The 20,363-nt window shown below is 41.5% G+C and carries 19 protein-coding genes; 8 read left to right on the forward strand and 11 right to left on the reverse strand.

Annotated features, from left to right (window positions below; all coding sequences use genetic code 11):
• Positions 1-3 precede the first annotated feature (3 nt).
• Positions 4-654, reverse strand: coding sequence for a 7-carboxy-7-deazaguanine synthase QueE (gene queE, locus EES38_RS10400; protein ID WP_124937208.1), 651 nt, complete (start codon positions 652-654; stop codon positions 4-6).
• Positions 655-847: 193 nt separating this feature from the next.
• Here queE and yidA point away from each other — a divergent pair, with 193 nt between their 5' ends.
• Entirely contained in the window at positions 848-1,657 is an 810-nt protein-coding gene (gene yidA, locus EES38_RS10405) for a sugar-phosphatase (RefSeq protein WP_124937113.1), read from the forward strand.
• Positions 1,658-1,663: 6 nt separating this feature from the next.
• Here yidA and EES38_RS10410 read toward each other — a convergent pair whose 3' ends face one another.
• Complete coding sequence (locus EES38_RS10410; RefSeq protein WP_124937114.1) at positions 1,664-2,137, reverse strand: GNAT family N-acetyltransferase; 474 nt, start codon at positions 2,135-2,137, stop codon at positions 1,664-1,666.
• 202 nt (positions 2,138-2,339) lie between these two features.
• Here EES38_RS10410 and nqrM point away from each other — a divergent pair, with 202 nt between their 5' ends.
• Complete coding sequence (gene nqrM, locus EES38_RS10415) at positions 2,340-2,546, forward strand: (Na+)-NQR maturation NqrM (protein WP_124937115.1); 207 nt, start codon at positions 2,340-2,342, stop codon at positions 2,544-2,546.
• A gap of 55 nt (positions 2,547-2,601) precedes the next feature.
• On the opposite strand, the gene EES38_RS10420 is transcribed toward nqrM, so the two are convergent.
• From EES38_RS10420 to EES38_RS10455, 8 genes are all read right to left on the reverse strand, one after another.
• Complete coding sequence (locus EES38_RS10420; RefSeq protein WP_124937116.1) at positions 2,602-3,075, reverse strand: DUF2947 domain-containing protein; 474 nt, start codon at positions 3,073-3,075, stop codon at positions 2,602-2,604.
• A 12-nt stretch (positions 3,076-3,087) separates the two neighbouring features.
• Positions 3,088-3,675 (reverse strand): HD domain-containing protein, encoded by a 588-nt coding sequence (locus EES38_RS10425; RefSeq protein WP_124937117.1) that lies wholly within the window; start codon positions 3,673-3,675, stop codon positions 3,088-3,090.
• Entirely contained in the window at positions 3,675-4,238 is a 564-nt protein-coding gene (locus tag EES38_RS10430; protein WP_124937118.1) for a GNAT family N-acetyltransferase, read from the reverse strand. The genes EES38_RS10425 and EES38_RS10430 overlap by 1 nt, the downstream gene beginning before the upstream one ends.
• 14 nt (positions 4,239-4,252) lie before the next feature.
• Positions 4,253-5,794 (reverse strand): transcriptional regulator TyrR, encoded by a 1,542-nt coding sequence (gene tyrR, locus EES38_RS10435; RefSeq protein WP_124937119.1) that lies wholly within the window; start codon positions 5,792-5,794, stop codon positions 4,253-4,255.
• A 103-nt stretch (positions 5,795-5,897) separates the two neighbouring features.
• Positions 5,898-6,917: a YcjF family protein gene (locus EES38_RS10440; protein ID WP_124937120.1), complete on the reverse strand. Its 1,020-nt coding sequence runs from the start codon at positions 6,915-6,917 to the stop codon at positions 5,898-5,900.
• Positions 6,914-8,287: a YcjX family GTP-binding protein gene (locus EES38_RS10445; protein WP_124937121.1), complete on the reverse strand. Its 1,374-nt coding sequence runs from the start codon at positions 8,285-8,287 to the stop codon at positions 6,914-6,916. The genes EES38_RS10440 and EES38_RS10445 overlap by 4 nt, the downstream gene beginning before the upstream one ends.
• Before the next feature lie 24 nt (positions 8,288-8,311).
• Positions 8,312-8,497, reverse strand: coding sequence for a hypothetical protein (locus EES38_RS10450; protein WP_124937122.1), 186 nt, complete (start codon positions 8,495-8,497; stop codon positions 8,312-8,314).
• Between the two features lie 110 nt (positions 8,498-8,607).
• The gene (locus EES38_RS10455) at positions 8,608-10,125 is read right to left on the reverse strand and encodes a fumarate hydratase (RefSeq protein WP_124937123.1); all 1,518 of its coding nucleotides are present in this window, start codon (positions 10,123-10,125) and stop codon (positions 8,608-8,610) included.
• Positions 10,126-10,310: 185 nt separating this feature from the next.
• Between EES38_RS10455 and pabB the strand changes: the two genes are divergently transcribed.
• The 6 genes from pabB to EES38_RS10485 all read left to right on the forward strand — a co-directional run bounded on the left by pabB (position 10,311) and on the right by EES38_RS10485 (position 17,685).
• Positions 10,311-11,693 carry an aminodeoxychorismate synthase component 1 gene (gene pabB / locus EES38_RS10460; RefSeq protein ID WP_243694187.1) on the forward strand — a complete coding sequence of 461 codons (1,383 nt, stop codon included), beginning with the start codon at positions 10,311-10,313 and terminating at the stop codon, positions 11,691-11,693.
• Positions 11,694-11,707: 14 nt separating this feature from the next.
• Positions 11,708-12,313, forward strand: a complete 606-nt coding sequence (locus EES38_RS10465; RefSeq protein WP_124937125.1) for a CoA pyrophosphatase — start codon at positions 11,708-11,710, stop codon at positions 12,311-12,313.
• Between the two features lie 161 nt (positions 12,314-12,474).
• Positions 12,475-13,830 carry an L-serine ammonia-lyase gene (locus tag EES38_RS10470; RefSeq protein WP_124937126.1) on the forward strand — a complete coding sequence of 452 codons (1,356 nt, stop codon included), beginning with the start codon at positions 12,475-12,477 and terminating at the stop codon, positions 13,828-13,830.
• A 329-nt stretch (positions 13,831-14,159) separates the two neighbouring features.
• Positions 14,160-15,557 (forward strand): asparagine--tRNA ligase, encoded by a 1,398-nt coding sequence (gene asnS, locus EES38_RS10475; RefSeq protein WP_124937127.1) that lies wholly within the window; start codon positions 14,160-14,162, stop codon positions 15,555-15,557.
• Between the two features lie 254 nt (positions 15,558-15,811).
• Positions 15,812-17,002: an amino acid aminotransferase gene (locus EES38_RS10480; RefSeq protein WP_124937128.1), complete on the forward strand. Its 1,191-nt coding sequence runs from the start codon at positions 15,812-15,814 to the stop codon at positions 17,000-17,002.
• Positions 17,003-17,121: 119 nt separating this feature from the next.
• Entirely contained in the window at positions 17,122-17,685 is a 564-nt protein-coding gene (locus tag EES38_RS10485) for a class I SAM-dependent methyltransferase (RefSeq protein ID WP_124937129.1), read from the forward strand.
• Between the two features lie 2 nt (positions 17,686-17,687).
• Here EES38_RS10485 and EES38_RS10490 read toward each other — a convergent pair whose 3' ends face one another.
• Positions 17,688-20,240, reverse strand: coding sequence for an EAL domain-containing protein (locus tag EES38_RS10490; protein WP_124937130.1), 2,553 nt, complete (start codon positions 20,238-20,240; stop codon positions 17,688-17,690).
• Positions 20,241-20,363 lie beyond the last annotated feature (123 nt).

A 20,363-nucleotide genomic window follows, 5' to 3' on the forward strand; every position in this document is an offset into this window, starting at 1 on the left:
TCCTTACGCGATATTCAAATATTTGTGGGTCTGAATAGACAGACGCCAATTACGTTCTATACAAGTATCGATACAAAGTTTTGTTGCTCTGCTTTTTTGGCTGATTGGTTGAAGTGAAATTTCAACACCTTTCTTGAGGTTAACTCCAGCGAGTAATACATCTAGTTGTTCGATATCTTTTTCTGTACCAACGGGATGTTTAATCTCGTTAGCTCTTTCTAATGCTTGCGGTAATACAGGTAGCTTGCCTTTCATTGCAATCTTAGGTGACACTGTCACCCATGTATCAGGTGTAACTTTCACCTCAGAAGTACCACTGGTTTCGATTTGACAGCGACATCCTATATTTTCAAATGCCTGGGTCAACGCAACCAAGTCGTAGATACACGGCTCTCCGCCAGTAATAACAATATGTTTCGCAATAAACCCTTTTTCCCGATAAACTTCTACTAATTCAGGTGCTGAAATGGAAGTCCAAGTAGGAGAATCTTCTTGTTTAAGTAGAATATCGCCTATTACCCTCTCATCATCAGGTCGCGCGTCCCACGTTTGTTTGGTATCACACCAAGCACATCCAACTGGACATACCTGCAAACGAATAAACACGGATGGAACACCTGTAAAAACGCCTTCTCCCTGAATCGTTTCAAACATCTCATTCAGTTTGTAGTATCTAATCAAAACTTATTACCGCCTATCGGGATTAACGGGCTGAGACCTTAATCCAACTACCCGTCAAGATCAATTGAAAACACGTTATTAACGTAATTTTAGTGCTTATCGGCGTCAAGTTACGTTACACTCAACAATTAAATTATTTTATAGATCGAAACAAAACGGCGACCCTATGTATAAACTAATAGCTATTGATATTGATGGTACCTTGCTTAACAGTAAGCGAGAGTTAACGAAGGAAACCAAGGATGCAATAACCGAAGCGCGATCTCAGGGCGTTAAAGTTATATTAGCATCCGGCAGACCAATTGCAGGAATGCGTAAACAGCTTGATGCATTAAATATAAATAGTGACGATGACTATGTGATTCACTTTAACGGATCCGTTGTCGAAACCGCAGGAACAGGCAAGGTTATTCATTCCGAAATACTAACAGGTGCAGATGCAAAACTGGTTGCTGAACTGGCTAAACAACTCAATGTTAACACCCATGCCTTTAGTCAATCATTAGGGCTTATTACGCCAAAAGAAAGTAAATATACAACCGTTGAATCAACTATCAATAATATCGAATTACATGAAATGGATTTTGGGTCTCTTAGTGACGATCACACAATCATTAAAGCGATGATAGTTGACGAACCACAGCAGCTAGATGAGGCGATCGCGCAACTGCCACCGGAACTCTATGAAAAATATACGATAGTGAAAAGTGCTGATTATTTTCTTGAATTTCTGAACCCTAAAAGTAATAAAGGTCTTGCGGTTAAGAAGCTCGCTGAAGCACTTAACATTCCACAGGAACAAGTAATGTGCATCGGAGATGCGGGTAATGACAAACACATGGTAGCGTATGCCGGTATGGGTGTGGCTATGGGAAATGCCATGGAAGAAACTAAAGCAGTTGCAAATTATATTACGGGGACAAATGACGAAAACGGCGTCGCACAAGCCATCAATAAATTTGTCTTGGGCAAATAACCCCCATTAAAGTGATTTTCTCAGCCAGTGGATGTGATGTGAGAAACCAATCGACTCATATACTTCCACGGCTGTTTTATTGAAAGCCCACACTTCAACGAAAATTTGTTTCACGCCGTAATCTTTAAGTTCCTTTTCGATACGCGTTAACAGTTTTTTACCAATCCCCTGACTCCTGTATTTCGGTAATACGTACAACTCATCGATACTTCCCATGAATATAGGTTTGCTTACTGTTGAAGACCACTCAGAGAAATGGGCTGTGACAAATCCAACGATCTCACCATCAATTATTGCGCAATAGACCAAGCCATCTGGCTGCTCAATATATTGCTTTATATCTTTTTCACTACAAATTTCGTCTGCTGTTTTAAAAAAATCCGGTTCAGCTTGATGATGTTCGTCATGAAGCTGATACATTAAGCGCTTTAAAGCTTTAACATCACGCGCAGTAGCAAGAGTTAAAATGAGTGCTTCCATAGGGTTAGAAGAATAGTAGGTATTTGAGTCAGTGTAATTCAGCTATTTGAAAAATTAAAATAGAATTTTTGTTTTTCAACATTCAGTTATAGTGCATTAAATGTAAGCTTTCATCAAAATGAGATGAGAGTAAACTTAAAGTGAGAGTCTTTTGTATACGAATTTGCTAAAATATAGCATATGCAAAATATGAGGTTATAAAATGACTATTCTTATCTGCTTTTTGATTTTTCTTTGTGTAATCGTGATGATGGCAATTGGTGTTTTGATGAAGCGTAATGCAATTCAAGGAAGTTGTGGTGGCCTAAGCTCAATCGACATAGAGCGCGTCTGTAACTGCGAAACGGTTTGTGAGGAGCACTCCCAAAAGCTATACCAAATTACAGAACCAGAGCAAAAGAATAACTGATTAAAGCGCTGATAATAGAATACCTGAACTTTTAGAAGTTCAGGTATTAAGCCGGTTATTCTTTTGACCCTAATTTAACTTTGCCGCTTTCTTTGAACCATAAAGCTTGGTTTCTTCTGCGCCCAAGCAATATCGGCCCATCATCATAAAAGAGAAAGTTTTTCCAATATTGACGAAAAACGCTCCACTTGGTTTCGATGATATTGTACTTTTCATAGCAAAAATAGACAGTGACATCATCCTGCCAATCAATAAGTTCTAGAATCTCGAATGGTAAAGATTCATCATCAGATTCCCATTGTGGCATCCAATCGATTTCTGAACTCCAGTTCTGAGCTTTCATTGGCCAATCGTCACTAGCTAATCGTTCGGAATCAGGACTCGTGCTGCTGATGTTCTCTTTCCAAAATTGAGCCGATCTTGCCTGACTCATCGGTTTAATTTGAGCTTGGATATCTTCAGGTACAGGCATTGAAGAATGATTAAATATCCACTTTCTTGCATATTCGCTAAGCGATATGTACGACATATATTTCCTCAGTTACTGCAGCCAGCCTTTAAACGCTGCATTTTCAATAAGTTCTTTTGTATATTGCCAAAGTGAGTCAGAAGCGTAACCAATTCGCGCATTTATCGAAAGAACCTGTTCTTTGCGTACGCCGTTTTCCTGCCAACTTTTACCTTCGTTATGATAATTCAGCATAATTGGCGCCAACCTATCTAACGCTTTTGCGAATTTTGCGTCATTGGACTCTGCGGCTTCGAACTCATGCCAGAGCGCTTCAAATTGCTGAGCCTGATCTTCTGGAAGTAAACCAAAAATACGCTTAGCCGCTTGCTGTTCTTTTTCTTCTTGAGCTTTACGAGCCGCAATGTCGTACACCAAGACGTCACCAGCATCAATCTCTACGACGTCATGTATTAATAACATTTTGACAACTCGGGCAATATCAACTTCGAAATCTGCATGCTCTGCTAGAATAAGGGCCATCAATGCGACTTGCCAACTGTGCTCTGCGCTGTTTTCGGCACGCCCTTCGGCTGACTTCACCTTACTTTTACGCAATACAGACTTTAGTTTATCGATTTCAATGATTAGATTTAGCTGACTCTCTAGTCGAGTGCTCATTAATATTCTGTCCAACTCGTATTTTTAAATGACATTAAAATATGGTCTTCCCATTTACCATCAATCAGAAGGTACTCTTCTGCTTTTCCCTCTCGGATAAAACCGACCCGCTTTAAGACGGCAGCGCTTTTACTGTTTCTCGGCATGTAAGCAGCAGAAATTCGGTGCATATTCTGTCTATCAAACATAAAATGACAAGCCAGTCTAAGTGCGGTCGTCATCACTCCCCTACCTTGTACATTTTGCGCCAGAGAGTAGCCAACATTACAAGAATAAACAGGAAATCGTGTCACTTGGCTAAACGATATTGTGCCCAGCATTTCTTCTGTGTTGGCATCGACAATCAGTAAATAGTAGCCCAGAGCCAAGTTATGCAATTCATGCAGTTTGATCAGTCTCTGTTTCCAGGTATTAAGCATAAAAAACTCGGGATCTCTGGTAGGCTCCCAAGGCTTTAAGAATTCTTTATTATTCTTAAAATACTCAACAATCATTTCAGCATCATCCACACGGGACGTTCTGACCACAATATTCCCTTCTTTTACAAAGACCTGATCAACCATACGTACATACCTTACTACTTATTGATACCGTACTCTCTTAGTTTGTTAGCTATTGATGTATGCGATACATTCAGTCTCTTAGCCAACTTACGGCTAGATGGGAAAGACTGATATAACCGCTCCAATACTTTAGACTCGTAGTCCTTCATAATATCGTCCAGCGATCCATCGAGCTTGACCAGGCCAGACATATTCGAGACCTTGTCCACATGCGGTAGATGAAAATATTCAATTCGTAAACGGCTATCCTCGACCTCCGTTAACGCACGCAAAACGACATTTTCTAATTGTCGCATATTTCCTGGCCATGGATATTCAATCAGTGAATCAATAACATCGTCATCAATTTTAGGCTTACTCATACCTAATTTTTCGCTGTGCTTAGCGACAAAAAGATCGAGTAACGACTGAATGTCACTGGTTCTTTCTCTCAATGCCGGAATAGATAGAGTCAGTACATTTAGACGATAATACAAATCTTGTCTAAATTTACCCGATTCTGCTAATTCCGCGAGGTTATGCTTTGTCGAGGCGATCACTCGGACATCAACATGAATCTCTCTTTCTTCACCTACACGTCTGAAGGTACCATCTTGTAAAAATCGTAATAATTTAATCTGTAGATGCGAACTCATTTCGCCGATTTCATCTAGAAAAACGGTTCCACCATTCGCCAGTTCAAAAATACCCTTATTTCCACCTTCGTGATTGAACGAGCCTGGCGCATGGCCAAATAATTCAGTCTCTGCGACATCATCCGGCATCGAAGCACAACTGAGTACCAAAAATGGTTGAGAGCCCCGATGAGAACGATTATGACAAGCCTTAGCAAGCATTTCCTTTCCAGAGCCCGTTTCGCCCTCAATAAGTAACGGATGATCAAGCATCGCCAATTTCTTCGCCTGAACCATTAACGACTTATGCTTATTAGACACACCCACAAAATGCTCAAAACCAAGATTATTATGGATAGAAAGATCATTGAGATCTGACGTTTTCTGTACCTGAGATTGTATAATCATCATCGTACTTGCTAGCGTCGATTCTTTCGATTCACCGGTGATATAGACTGGATTCATTTCCAATTGGTAGTCTAATCCGTCGACAACGATTGTCTCTCTTACCCGTGATTTATTCCCTTCCATCCACTTGGCAAAGTTAAAGTGTGGAATGAACGTCGATAGTGGCAGTCCAACCATATCCTCTTCATGAGAATTAAATAGCGCAAGTGCTGCAAAGTTTGCCATATCAATAAAGCCACGTAGGTTTATTGATAAAACCGCGTCTGGTAAGTTATTGAGTAACGATATCAGCTCCGTGTTATGACGTTCCATCGGCATAAATTGGATCCGACGAACATCTTTCACACCAGAAATACGCCTGATCTGTGCTAATAGCTCACTAAAAACATCGAAATCCGTATCCGGGCAATTGAGATAAATGATGCCACTAACGTCGATTTCTATACCTCTAAGGTCGATATTTTTAGAAGCCAGAATATCAAGCAACTCACGTGTTAAGCCGAGTCTATCTTCGCAAAAGACTTCTAATCTCACTTGGAGAACTCCGAAAGGGTGTAAGAAAATGTTGACAGTAGTTTCTACGAGATCGGAACTACCGTCAAGATTTGACTGATTGTTTACGGGATTAAATGGTGTTTTATGACTTATTGCTCAGTTTTAGCACCCGAGTGAGAATGGATTTTTTGATCGTTCCTAATGACGCTTGTTGCTCGTTCACCCAAGGTAATGGACGCATTAACTTCATGGCCTGTACACCCAGTCTTCCCGTCATTAAGCCGACACCAACGCCTTGGCCCGCCCTTGCAGACAGTTTTTGTACTAAATTGGTTGAAATAATATCCATCCCTGTATCGATTGCGAGCTCAGTCACACCGGCAAACGCCATGTTCGCAAGCACAAGCTTTAATAACCGCAGGCGAGACCAGTAACCCAACTCGATCTGATAAATATCCGCTATCTCTTCTAGCATTTTGAGACTGCGCCACGCCACTAACAACATATCGGCAATCGCGAGAGGGCTTATCGCAACCATGACAGCAGAATTAGCTGAATAGCGAGATATAACATCAATCGCTCTCTTATCTTGGTGCTTTAGGACAATAGCATCATAAAGTTCAAACACTTCTTTATCGTTATAGGCCGGATCTAACTTACTTTGCCAAACATCTACTGAACTTTGCTCAACACTACTTTGGATGAGATTCCGGCAGAATGGTTCTGCTAAACCCACGCCGTCTTCGCGAAGAATTTGTTCTGCCTTTTCCTGTGTCGAAAAATGCTGCTTAAGCTTCCGTAACGTTAGCCACTCCTTCCCTAATTTAACCAAACCAAAGCCAGCTAAGCCGCTTATGAAACCAGACCAACCTAGAGTCAACCAGTCTGACTCCTGATAAGCGGTTACCAGAGAATCCACACCCTGCCATGCGACCAATCCACCGAATACCGTCAGGGCTGCTGCACCCATCCAACGCTGCTTTTTAGGACGTATAATCGGCTCAATATTTAACGACTCAGTCTGTTCTTCAACCGATGAGAGTTCATCTGCCTGAAAATCGGCTGAATTATCAAAATGACGCTTGAGAGTTAAATCCTCTTCGGCGACAGTGTCTTGCTCTAAATTTTTATCAAAGGTTTGCTTTTCTTTAAATTCACTCATAGTAGCTTGTCCCCTAATAAAAACTCCATTGCTGTATCCACTCGTACATGCGGCAACGCGCTATCTCTTTCGTATATATCTGGCATGAACGCTGTAAAGTCAAACTGAGAGTTAATCCAAAACTCCATACCTGGCAGTTTCTTAGGTACCTCACCAGGATAAAGCGTCGTTTCCTTGCCACCAAATTCTGTACCGTGTATTGCACTATGAGGCTTACCGTTCACGGTTACATGCCCGGCCGTAGTAGTTCGTATAGAAGCCATACTGATACACTTCATTGCGATATTCTCGTATGCAACATGCTGCCACACTGGATTAATCAGTTGGTTCAGCAAAGACAGTAAGTTTCCATGCTGATCCGGTGTGATGTGATCGGCTTTAGTCGCCGCAAACAAGACCTTATCTATCTTTGGTGCGAAGAGACGTTTGATTAGCCCATTCTTACCATAACGGAAACTGCTTACTAGCTCCTCTAATGCCGAGCGCATATCCATAAACGATTCATAGCCCGCATTTAATGGCGTTAAGCAGTCAGCAAGAATAATTTGCCGATCAAACGTTGAAAAATATTGCCGGTAAAATTTTTTGACAATGCTATTTCGATACTCTTCGTATCGAGCTTCAAGCATTGCATAACCGCTGTGCTTAGCGCTCTTACCTGCCATAGCCTTGATAGGAAAAAATTGAAGAACCGGCGCACCTTCTAATTCACCAGGTAAAACAAAGCGTCCTGGCTGTACCCAATGCAGTCCCGACTTTTTACAGGTGTGTAAGAACTCAGTATAGACCTGAGAAATTCTCGCTATTTCAGTTTCATTCGCATCTTGAGTGGGATCAAACTGCTCAACTAGCTCAAGCCATTGTGCTGCATATTCTTTTCGAATCCCATGTAACGAATTAAATTGCTTTTCCGACCATTGTTCAAACGTTAGGTTAAGTATTGGTAAATCGAGAAGCCACTCACCTGGATAATCGACAATATCGACATATAAGGTTTGCGTTTTGCTTAGTAATCTTTTAGCTCGACTCTCTGGTCGGTATTTGATAGCAAGCTTTATCTCACTAACGTCTTTTGTAGGCTCGGGCCAGGCCGATGGTGTCGAATAAAGTGATTCTAGAGCGCCATCATAGGCAAAACTTGGCACCATCATATTAGATTGAGGTACACGCTTTGCGCCAATGAGTCTCTTGTCCCTGGCTGCATGGAGAAATGGCAGGTTATCGTGAGTAGAATACTGTAATAGTTGGTTGACAAATGAAGTAATAAAAGCCGTTTTCCCTGCTCTGGATAATCCGGTAACGGCTATTTTTACATGATTATCAAAGCTTCGGTGGACAATATCAGATATTTCGCGACTCAATTTAGCCATCTATTACTCCATTGTGGTTTAGTTTTAGTCGTCCTCAATCAATTTAAAAATAACAAACAAAGCAAGTTCGAGAACGACCCATAAAACTGAAGTCAATATAACGTACTTTTGATTAAAAATTGTTACTCCGTGAAGGACAACATCGTATGCCAAAACAGCCAGTACAACGACAGCGAAGGCAATTTGTAAAAACTTTATAAATTTAATCATGACACAGACTATTTAGTTATAAATCAAAGATTACCATACCTGATAAAAATAGTGGCGGCAAATGCCACCACCATTGTCAGACGTAAGTCAAAGCCTCAAAATTTTTTATTTTAAGCCTTTTCTGCTTCGGCGATTTTCACCTTCCAGGTATCTGGACCAATTTGGTGAGCATTCGCGCCTGTCGAGTCAACAGCAACAGTAACGGGCATATCTTCGACTTCAAATTCGTAGATTGCTTCCATACCAAGCTCTTCAAACGCCAATACTTTAGCTTTTTTGATCGCTTTCGCTACCAGATATGCCGCACCGCCCACAGCCATCAGATAAACTGACTTATGGTTTTTGATAGACTCAACTGTTGCAGCTCCGCGTTCCGCTTTACCGATCATACCCATGACGCCAACTTCATCTAGCATCATGTCTGTAAACTTATCCATACGTGTAGACGTTGTTGGACCTGCTGGGCCGACAACCTCATCACCTACAGCATCGACGGGACCAACGTAGTAAATAAATTTACCTTTAAAGTCAACACCTTTTGGTAGACCTTCACCGCTTTGCAGCATAGTTTGAATGCGTTTATGTGCCGCATCACGACCTGTAAGGATTTTACCGTTAAGAAGTAAAGTTTCGCCAGTTTTCCAACTACGTACTTCTTCTTCAGTGACAGTGTCAAGATTGACTCGACGTGTATTTTCACCAGCTTCCCATGTGATGTCTGGCCAATCTTCCAGTTTAGGTGGTGTCAATTCAGCAGGACCAGAACCATCAAGTGTGAAATGAACGTGGCGAGTCGCAGCGCAGTTTGGAATCATACAAACTGGTTTTGATGCAGCGTGAGTTGGAGCAGACTTGATTTTAACGTCAACAACGGTTGTTAAACCACCCAGTCCTTGTGCACCAATACCAAGTTTGTTTACTCGATTATAGATATCAAGACGCATCTCTTCTTCTGCGTTCTGAGGTCCACGTTCCATCAACTCATGGATATCGATATCTTCCATCAAGGCTTCTTTCGCCAGAACAGCCGCTTTCTCAGCAGTACCGCCAACACCTATACCCAGCATGCCTGGAGGACACCAACCTGCGCCCATAATTGGCAACATTTTTTCTACCCATTCAGCAATATCATCTGAAGGGTTTAACATCACCATTTTGGTTTTATTCTCAGAGCCGCCGCCTTTAGCTGCGATTTTAATTTCAACTTTATCGCCAGGAACCATGTTGATATGCACAACAGCGGGAGTATTATCTTTTGAGTTAATACGCTTTCCTGCTGGGTCTAAAAGCACAGATTTACGTAGTGGGTTATCTGGATTGGTATAAGCCTGTCTAACGCCTTCATCGACCATTTCCTGGACAGTCATATCGCCTTCCCATTGAACATTCATACCAATGTTCACGAAGCAGGTTACGATACCAGTATCTTGACAAATAGGTCGTTTGCCTTCGGCAGACATACGAGAGTTAATCAGGATTTGTGCAATAGCGTCTTTAGCCGCCTGACTTTCCTCTTTGTAGTACGCCTTTTCTAACGCTTTAACAAAGTCCATAGGGTGATAGTACGATATGTACTGGAGAGCATCAGCGACGCTGCTGATGAGATCCTCTTTACGAATTACCGTCATTGCTTGCCTCATTTCTGTTATATTAATTCGCTGCTACAGCTATGAATATCATAATCTTACGGAAAAAAACGCACCATACCATGATCTAATCCATTAGATAGCAGCTTTTCATTTGATTTTTATGATACTCTTGCAATCAACAACACGCTATGCGGCGAATTCATTCTGCGTCACACTTTAAAGAAATGGCAAACCATAAAAATACCGATATAAATACTATCAGCCTTGTTTATCATCCTGAGCTATCTTTAAACTACTTCGAAGCAATAAAACATAAGCCTTGGGCCATGTTATTGCGCTCCCCAGCTCACGATCATAGCGATAACCGCTACGATATTTTGGTTGCGAATCCTATCGCTACCATAGAAACGAAAGGGAAACATTCCCGCATCCGCATGGAAGGTCAAGAAACATCCAGTCATAGTGATCCCTTTTCTATTATTGCGGACTTACAGGATTCGTTAGTACCACATGTGAATAATCAAGCATGGGCTGACTATCCGTTTATCGGTGGGGCACTGGGGTATTTTGCTTATGACCTGGGTCGGCAGGTTGAGTCAATTCCCGAAAACGCACTAGATGATATTTCTCTGCCGGACATGGCAATAGGACTCTATAATTGGGCTCTGATCGTTGATCATAATAAGCAAGTCGCCAACCTCGTCGGTATTGGTATTGAGGCAGTTCATACCTGGTTAGAGTCCGTAAAATCACAACATATCGATAACTCAACTGACTTCGCTGTGACGTCTGAGTGGACGTCGAACATGTCGCAATCCGAATATGCTGAGAAATTTAATACCATCCAAGATTACTTGCAATCCGGTGACTGTTATCAGATCAACCTCACGCAGCGCTTTAATGCGTCTTATAGCGGTGATGAGTGGCAAGCTTATCGATTGCTGGAAGACAATAATAAGGCCCCCTTCTCCGCATTTTTACGTCTAGACGATCATGCAATTATCAGTATTTCGCCAGAGCGATTTATCGCACTAAATGACGGTTGTATTGAGACAAAGCCGATTAAAGGCACAATGCCCAGATCATCAGTTCCGAAAGACGATCTGATAAATGCAGAGATTCTGGCTAACTCTGCAAAAGACCAATCAGAAAATCTGATGATTGTAGACCTTCTGCGTAACGATATCGGCAGAGTAGCCCAACCGGGCTCAGTATGTGTACCGAAGCTTTTTAACATCGAAAGTTTTCCTGCTGTTCATCATATGGTGAGTACCATCACCGCCAAGTTAGATGATGATAAGTCAGCGACCGATCTTTTAAGAGCCTGCTTTCCGGGCGGTTCAATAACTGGTGCACCGAAGGTTCGAGCCATGGAAATAATTGAAGAACTGGAACCGCACAGACGGAGTGTCTACTGTGGAAGTATCGGCTATATCAGTCGTCATGGAAGAATGGATACCAGCATCACCATCAGAACGTTGATAGCAAAAGATTCTCAGCTATACGTGTGGGCCGGAGGCGGGATTGTTGCCGATAGCAAAGTCGGTAGTGAATATCAGGAAACCTATGATAAATTGTCTAAAATTCTTCCCATTCTGTCGTCATAATAATTGGCATACGCATGAGTCTTAGTATCGAAGAGATTATGTGCTCATTTCAGCTTAGTGAGCCACAACCTTACGACGAAACGTCACTGATTAGAGTGTCTCACTTAACTTCGTCGAAACTAAGACAAGCCGCAGTTTTAATCGGCTTTGTAGAAAGAAACAATGAAGCCCACGTGCTTTTCACTAAAAGGGCACTTCATCTGAAACATCACCCTGGGCAAGTCAGTTTTCCTGGTGGTAAATTTGAGCAGCACGATGGTGCCGTCATTAGAACAGCATTACGAGAAACTGAAGAAGAAGTGGGCGTCACATCAGATAAAATTCATGTTTTCGGTACGCTGCCAACACTCACTACCATTAGCGGCTTTGCTGTTACTCCTGTCCTTGCCAAGCTGGACGATACATTCAGCGTCACGATCGATACAAATGAAGTCAGTGATGTGTTTGAAGTACCTGGCTCTTACCTATTTGATCGGCAAAATCTGCTAGTAAAAGAGCTGGTTGTAAGATCACAACAACATCGGTTGTTTTTTCTTCCCTACAAAGAGCATCTTATTTGGGGAGTAACCGGTCAGATAATCGATGCTCTGCAACGGCAATTCTTGAATCTCACTTCATAGTAATCTTTAATAGATTTATCAGTAACGAACAACAAATTACTCAGTTAAATGATTTGCTTATAGCCTAGCCGTTCATAGTTCTGTATGCTACGCCGAATTTTAGACGATCATTTCGTAATAACTAAGTGATTTGGTGGGTTGTCCTTATTAAGGTCATGGGTATGATTAGTATTTTTGATATTTTCAAGATTGGCATTGGGCCATCTAGTTCTCACACTGTAGGACCGATGAAAGCAGGTAAGCTCTTCATTGATGATCTCAAGAGTAAAGGATTACTCGAATCAACCACAAAAATAAGTGTCGATGTATATGGCTCTCTATCGCTAACAGGCAAAGGGCACCATACAGATATTGCTATTATTATGGGACTATTAGGCAACGACCCAGAGCATGTCGATATCGAGCAAATTCCTAATACCATTAAGCAAGTCGAATCTACACAAGAATTGCACATCGGCAATCAAGTCATTTCGTTTCCGAGTGAAGGTGGCCTTACGTTCCACAAAACCAACTTACCAATGCACGAAAATGGCATGTCTATCACTGCGTGGAAAGGTACAGACGTTCTGTTCGAGAACACTTACTACTCTATAGGCGGTGGATTCATTGTTGATGAAGCTCATTTTGGTGAATCTATAGAAGTACTGGAAACCATACCCTACTCGTTTGATAGCGCGGCAGAGTTAGTTCAGTTGTGTAAAGAGAATGGTCTATCTATATCAACGCTCATCCTAGAAAATGAAAAAGCGTTACGCAGTGAAAAAGACGTCATCCAACATTGCACGAATGTCTGGCAGACGATGAAAAGTTGTATTGAGCGAGGAGCAAAGAAAGAAGGTATCCTACCTGGCCCACTGCGCGTACCTCGCAGAGCGGCTGCACTTAAGCAACACTTGCTGGCATCCGAGAGAACATCGAATGACCCGATGGCTGTCGTCGACTGGGTTAATATGTATGCGTTCGCGGTCAATGAAGAAAATGCCGCAGGGGGCCGTGTTGTTACAGCGCCAACCAATGGCGCATGTGGTATCGTTCCTGCGGTGTTCGCCTACTATGATAAATTCGTTCAATCAGTTAATCAGGAAGATTACGTCAAGTATCTAGCCACCTCTGGAGCAATTGGTGGACTATATAAAAAAAATGCATCAATTTCCGGAGCGGAAGTTGGCTGTCAGGGTGAAGTTGGCGTTGCTTGCTCTATGGCAGCAGCAGGATTGGCCGAACTGCTTGGCGGCAGTCCAGAGCAGGTTTGTATGGCTGCAGAAATTGCAATGGAGCACAACCTAGGTCTTACATGTGATCCGGTTGCAGGTCAGGTGCAGGTGCCTTGTATTGAACGCAACGGTATTGCGGCTGTAAAAGCGATCAATGCAACGCGAATGGCGATGCGTCGCTCTTCGGCACCCACGGTATCTTTGGATAAAGTTATTGAAACGATGTTTGAAACAGGTAAAGATATGAATGCTAAGTACCGTGAGACTTCTCAGGGTGGATTAGCCATCAAGGTAATTTGTTAATTCGATTAAGCCTGCTCACAGTAGGCTTTTTTATGTGTTACCCCCAGTTACTCTTCGACGAACTTCATCCATCTGCGACAATCTCCTACTCCAATCAGCGATTTCACGTCATTATTTGCGCGTTTATCTGTGTATAGCTAATTAAACCTGCTACAAACTGAGGTTTTATCAGCCATAAACGACATTAAAGGTTGAAGCTAGAAATTTCACAGGTAAACTGTGCCGTTGAATAAGAAATAATGTTTAACTCAATCACTTTTATCTCTCAGAATTTGTCTGACTTTTGTATATTGAGTTCAATGAATACCTCAATGGAGAATTAAATAAACATGACTTACGTGCCTGTAGTTGACGTATTAAGCGGAAAGCTTTCAGTCGATACTGAAGTAACAGTAAAAGGCTGGGTTCGCTCACGTCGAGATTCCAAAGCTGGAATTTCATTTCTTGCCATTTATGACGGCTCTTGTTTCAACCCGATTCAGGCCGTGGTTCCAAATTCATTGAATAATTACGAAGATGTCTTAAAACTGACTACGGGTTGTTCTGTTGAAGTAACTGGTAAGGTTGTTGAATCGCCAGCGCAAGGTCAGGACTTCGAACTTGCAGTTGAAGCTATTAATGTCATTGGTTGGGTTGAAGACGCCGATACTTACCCAATGGCGAAAACACGTCATTCTATTGAATATCTTCGCGAAGTAGCACATCTACGCCCACGCACCAATGTTATTGGTGCCGTTGCTCGTGTACGTAACTGCCTATCTCAAGCTATTCATCGCTTCTATCATGAAAATGGCTTTATGTGGGTATCGGCGCCACTGATCACTGCATCTGATGCAGAAGGTGCAGGCGAAATGTTCCGTGTATCGACACTCGACATGAATAACCTACCTTTAACAGATAAAGGTGCTGTTGATTACAACGAAGACTTCTTCGGTAAAGAAACGTTCCTAACAGTATCGGGCCAATTGAATGCGGAAGCATACGCTTGTGCTTTAAGCAAAGTTTATACGTTTGGTCCAACTTTCCGTGCAGAAAACTCAAACACCAGTCGTCACTTAGCAGAATTCTGGATGGTAGAGCCAGAAGTCGCTTTTGCTGAACTGGATGATGTAGCCAAACTTGCTGAAGATATGCTGAAATATGTCTTCAAAGCAGTACTAGACGAGCGTCGTGACGACTTAGAGTTCTTCGCACAACGCATCGATAAAAGTGCCATTACTCGTCTAGAGCAATTTGTTTCTTCTGACTTCGCTCAAGTGGATTACACCGACGCAATCGATATTCTTCTTAAATCAGGTAAAGAGTTCGAATTTGATGTTGAATGGGGAATTGACCTTTCTTCAGAACACGAACGTTATCTTGCTGAAGAGCATTTTAAAGCACCAGTTATCGTTAAGAACTATCCAAAAGACATCAAAGCATTCTATATGCGTATGAACGAAGACGGTAAGACCGTTGCGGCTATGGATGTTTTGGCTCCAGGAATTGGCGAAATCATCGGAGGTTCTCAGCGTGAAGAGCGTTTAGACGTGTTAGATGCTCGCATGATTGAAATGGGTATTGATCCTGAGCACATGAGCTGGTATCGCGATTTACGCCGTTACGGCACAGTGCCACACGCAGGATTCGGACTTGGTTTCGAACGCTTGGTTTCTTACGTTACAGGTATGGCCAACGTACGTGACGTAATACCTTTCCCTCGTACACCACGCTCTGCAAATTTCTGATTAATGTGTTTGCAAAAATGCCACTTGATTAAGTGGCATTTTTTTTACGTTTAATATGCTGAAGTGACACTAATAAACCCTGTTAAACTCTATACATCAAGACGTTTACAAGGTGTTAACAATGTTCGTAAAATAATTTCGGTTTTTTGTTCTGCGACGGTTGTAACAAAGTCAGCATAAAGGTATAAATACATGAACCCGCCAGGTTCATAACTGAATTTTTCCCCTACCAATTTAATACATGGATGAGCATTATGTTTGAAAAAGTTGTTGCCGCTCCGGCTGACCCTATTCTTGGCTTGACTGAAGAGTTTAAAAAAGATCCTCGCTCTGAAAAGATCAACCTTGGTGTTGGTATTTATAAAGACGAATCAGGTCAGACTCCTGTTTTAGCAACGGTAAAAAAAGCGGAAGCAGCATTGTTAGAAAATGAGAAAACCAAATCTTATTTAACAATCGAAGGTACCGCAGAATACGGTCTAGCAGTTCAAAAACTGTTGTTCGGTGCAGATTCAAACATAGTGACTAACAAACTTGCAAAAACAGCTCAAGCGCCGGGTGGTACTGGTGCACTGCGTCTTGCTGGTGAGTTCATCAAACGTCAACTTCCAAGCAAAAAAGTTTGGATCAGTAACCCAACGTGGGCGAACCACAACGGCGTATTTAAAGCGGCTGGCCTAGAAATCGCTCAATACTCATATTACAACGCAGAAGCAAAAGACAAAGACTTCGATGCGATGGTAGCGGATCTAAAAACAGCATCAGAAGGTGATGTAGTATTACTACACGGATGCTGTCATAACCCAACAGGTATCGACCCTACAGCAGAAGAATGGGAAGTTTTAGCGAAACTAGTAGCCGAAAAAGGTCTACTGCCTCTATTCGATTTTGCTTACCAAGGGTTTGCTAAAGGCGTAGAAGAAGATGCTCAAGGTCTGCGTATTTTCGCTAAATACAATAAAGAGATTTTAGTTGCGAGCTCATTTTCGAAAAACTTTGGCCTATACAATGAACGTGTTGGTGCATTCACATTGGTTTCAGAATCTGAAGAAGTTGCTACATCTGCATTCTCTCAAGTTAAAGCCATCATTCGCTCTATCTATTCAAACCCACCAGCACACGGTGCAGCAGTAGTCACTTACGTTTTAAGTGATCCATCTCTTCGCGCTGAATGGGAAAAAGAAGTGGCTGAAATGCGCGACCGCATTCAAGAGATGCGTGATCTTTTCGTTGCAACATTAAAAGAAGAAGGTGTGACTTCTGACTTCAGCTTTATTTCTCGCCAAAATGGTATGTTCTCTTTCTCTGGTCTAAGCAAAGATCAAGTTGCCAGATTGAAAGACGAATTTGGTCTTTACATTGTTGGCTCTGGCCGTATCAGTGTTGCTGGTATGACAAAATCTAATATGGGTCCATTGTGTAAAGCAATCGCTGCTGTTCTTTAATATCTCAGCGAATCAATAAGTAAGGAAAAGTGCCCTATTTGGGCACTTTTTTTATCTACTGAAATAAAAATCGTATGCTAGCTTTAAATCGATGGACTTCATTTTAATGCGAGGATGCGATGGACCATTTCACCCAACAAAACAAACCGACGATTCCACAATTTAACTCTCTCCTATCGCGGCACTACCAGCGTATCCCCTCGCCCAAGGTCTTGATTGTTTCGGACGAAAAATATGAAAACTCGATATTTTTGGCAAAAATGGGATTCGACGTAACAGCGCTTTGTAGTAGCAAAAGAGATTTATATAACGCGAATCGAAGAGGAAAAGCCCAAAAGGTCGAGATTAATTTTGTTCACTCAACTTTGAGAAGTTTTGAGTTAGGCAAAGATGACTGGGGAGCTATCCTTTCTTTTTATGGATCGTTACCCGTCGCCTCCCGACAAGCTTTTCACCACCGAGTTTTTCAAGCACTAAGAGACAAAGGTATTTTTATAACAGAAGAGCTGACTCAAAAAGATTCCGCCAATGGAACCGGCGAATTCGGGATAAATGCGTCGGTTCTACGTAACGAATTGTGCAATTTGAGTTTCAGTTACTTACAAGAGTCAGATAAGTATCTGCAACTTGGGAAAAATGAAACAAGAAAAGCACATGTTATTGAAGCGGTTGCAATCAAATAATATCAGATACTGTAATCGCTTTGCTGACGCAAAGTGTACCTCTGACCTAACCTCACCATTAACTGGTCAATAGTTAATGGTTTATCAAAGTAGTACCCCTGAGCGACACAATTTTGATACTGTTTCAGTTCATACATCTGCTCATATGTCTCGACACCTTCAGCAACGACGATAAGGTCAGAAACTTTCGCCATCGCGAAAATTGAATTGATCAGTGTACGACTTGTCGCGTTATCCATCATTTGATGAACAAAGCTTTTGTCGATTTTGATTTCGTTAATGGGCAGCTGATTGAGGTAGCTGAGTGACGAATACCCCTTCCCAAAATCATCAAGTGAAATACCAATCTGTTTATTTCGTAAATCATTAAGAATATCGCTAACGGACTCAAAATCTTTGATCAGCACACCTTCGGTGATTTCGAGCTGCACTCGGTGGTAATCAATACCAACCTCGTCCATGATTGATAGTAAATTCTCAACAAATCGATCCGCTAGGATCTGTTTCGGTGAAATGTTCACACTCAATTGGACCGCATCGTTACCATTAGGACTAATTGACACGATCTCTTTACAAGCTCGGCGGAATACAAACATCCCAATGTTATCAATAATTCCTGCGTCTTCAGCCACGGAAATAAATACGTCTGGTGGAACAAAACCTAGATGACTGTTCTTCCAGCGAACTAATGCTTCAACACCAACCACATTGAGTGATTCAAGTTCAACCTGAGGCTGATAAACAACAGAAAGCTCCTCGTTAATAATCGCAGTATGTATATGCTCTTCGACACTGATAAGATATTGAATTTCATTGTTAATATTTTCATCATAAAAGACAACGTCACCACGATTGTGATTTTTCGCTCGATATAATGCGATATCGGCATTTTTTATTAATGATTCGGCATCGAGACCATCATTTGGAAACGCACAAGCGCCCAAACTAAATCCCGTTTTAACTCGCAGCGATTCCAGTTGATAATGTTGCTCAAATACACCTTTGATATTATGAATTCTGGCTCTAGCCTCTTCAAATGAGTGAAGATTAGACAAGCAAAAAACAAATTCATCGCCGCCAAAGCGAGCAACTAAATCTGTGGGTTCTATTCGCTGTTCAAACTCTGCAGCGACTTTCACGAGGAGTTGATCACCTATTGAATGTCCATATTTATCATTTATCTTCTTAAAGTCATCCAAATCAACAAAAACTATCACAACCATATCACCCGTTTTCTTTGCCTGAGCGATTTCTGAATCTACTCTCTTAACCAATGTCGCTCTGTTGGGCAACGTTGTCAGTTCATCACGCATAGCCATGTACTGCATTTGGTTTTTCGCTTCTTCAAGCTCGTTTATATGAGCATGAATATTAGCTTGTAAACGAATGATTCTCTTTTGAACCAATCGACCTATATACAGGGATACAGAAAGCACAATGATTGAGAACAGAACACTAAAATAGACTAGGTTTAATAAATCATCACTCTGTTGGGATTTTAGCTGCTCAAAGCGATTTTTAAGTAGATTTTCGAAGTAGGCGTTGGGAATTGTCGTAATAATTGACCACCCCCAGTATGGTAATGGCCGATAGATAATATGGCTTTGTCCTATCGTGAGGGTTTTTCCCCCTTCAAAACTCAACAGGCCTTCTAGTTTCACCGTGGAGCTAGTCTGATGTTTAAAATTACTCCAGTTCAAAGATTGATGTGGCAGTTCAATATTGAAAAGCTCTTTACTGAGAAAATTCACGTCAGTAGCTGCAATAACCTGACCACTATTATCCATCAATAAATAGGTCGGATTGGATTTAACTGAATTAACATTGTGAACAAACTGGCTAAACCATTTTATCGTACTGGTTTTCATTATTTGCTCATAGTTTTTTACGTATTCTCCCGTTCCTATCATCCAGTTAAAAGGCTTAAATTCTTTCGCATAACCGATTTTTTCAAATTGTACATTGAGCGGTTTTCCTGGCATTGGATACCACCAATGATAGAAAGAAGCACCATGCTCTTTTACCAGAGCAATATGCTCTTTGAGTATTGGCGTACCTTTAAGGTCAATAGCGCCAATCTGATTGGTTCCTTCAATATTAGGAACCAATGGATGCATAACGCTTGTGCCATCCATTGTGAAGATAAAATAGTAACCACGGTTATCAAAAAATCGAAACGGCCGGAGAATATCAATGATATGCTGTTTTAGAACGTCTTCTGGCTCATCCGTGTGGGCTTTGTAAATTTGGGATGCAATCTGATATGCGTCCTCTACACGAGCTTTAACTGCATCTCGAAGCTCAGTCGAAACATTATTGTGGTTGTACTCGATCTGCTTTTGAATATAGTTGATTTTCTGTTCAACCATACTCTCTTCAACGTCAATAAAGCTAGAGCGTAATGCTTCAACATTTGCATTAAATTTATTACGCTCAATCTGATAGATATAGACAATGAGAGAAAGTGAAACCAAAGCAATAACGGCAAATGGAGCGAGCTGAATAAAACGCAATAACCGCTTATCTTTGTTAAGTAAAACAGTCAGATTATCCATTTCGCCTCAGTCACTCCTAAATACCACTTACTATGCTAACGACTTATACTGACGATACTTTAGCACACAATCCGCCACATGCGACCAGAACGGTATTAATAATGAGAAAATAATCAAATAGAT

This window comes from Vibrio viridaestus (assembly GCF_003856525.1).
Taxonomy (GTDB): Bacteria; Pseudomonadota; Gammaproteobacteria; order Enterobacterales; family Vibrionaceae; genus Vibrio; species Vibrio viridaestus.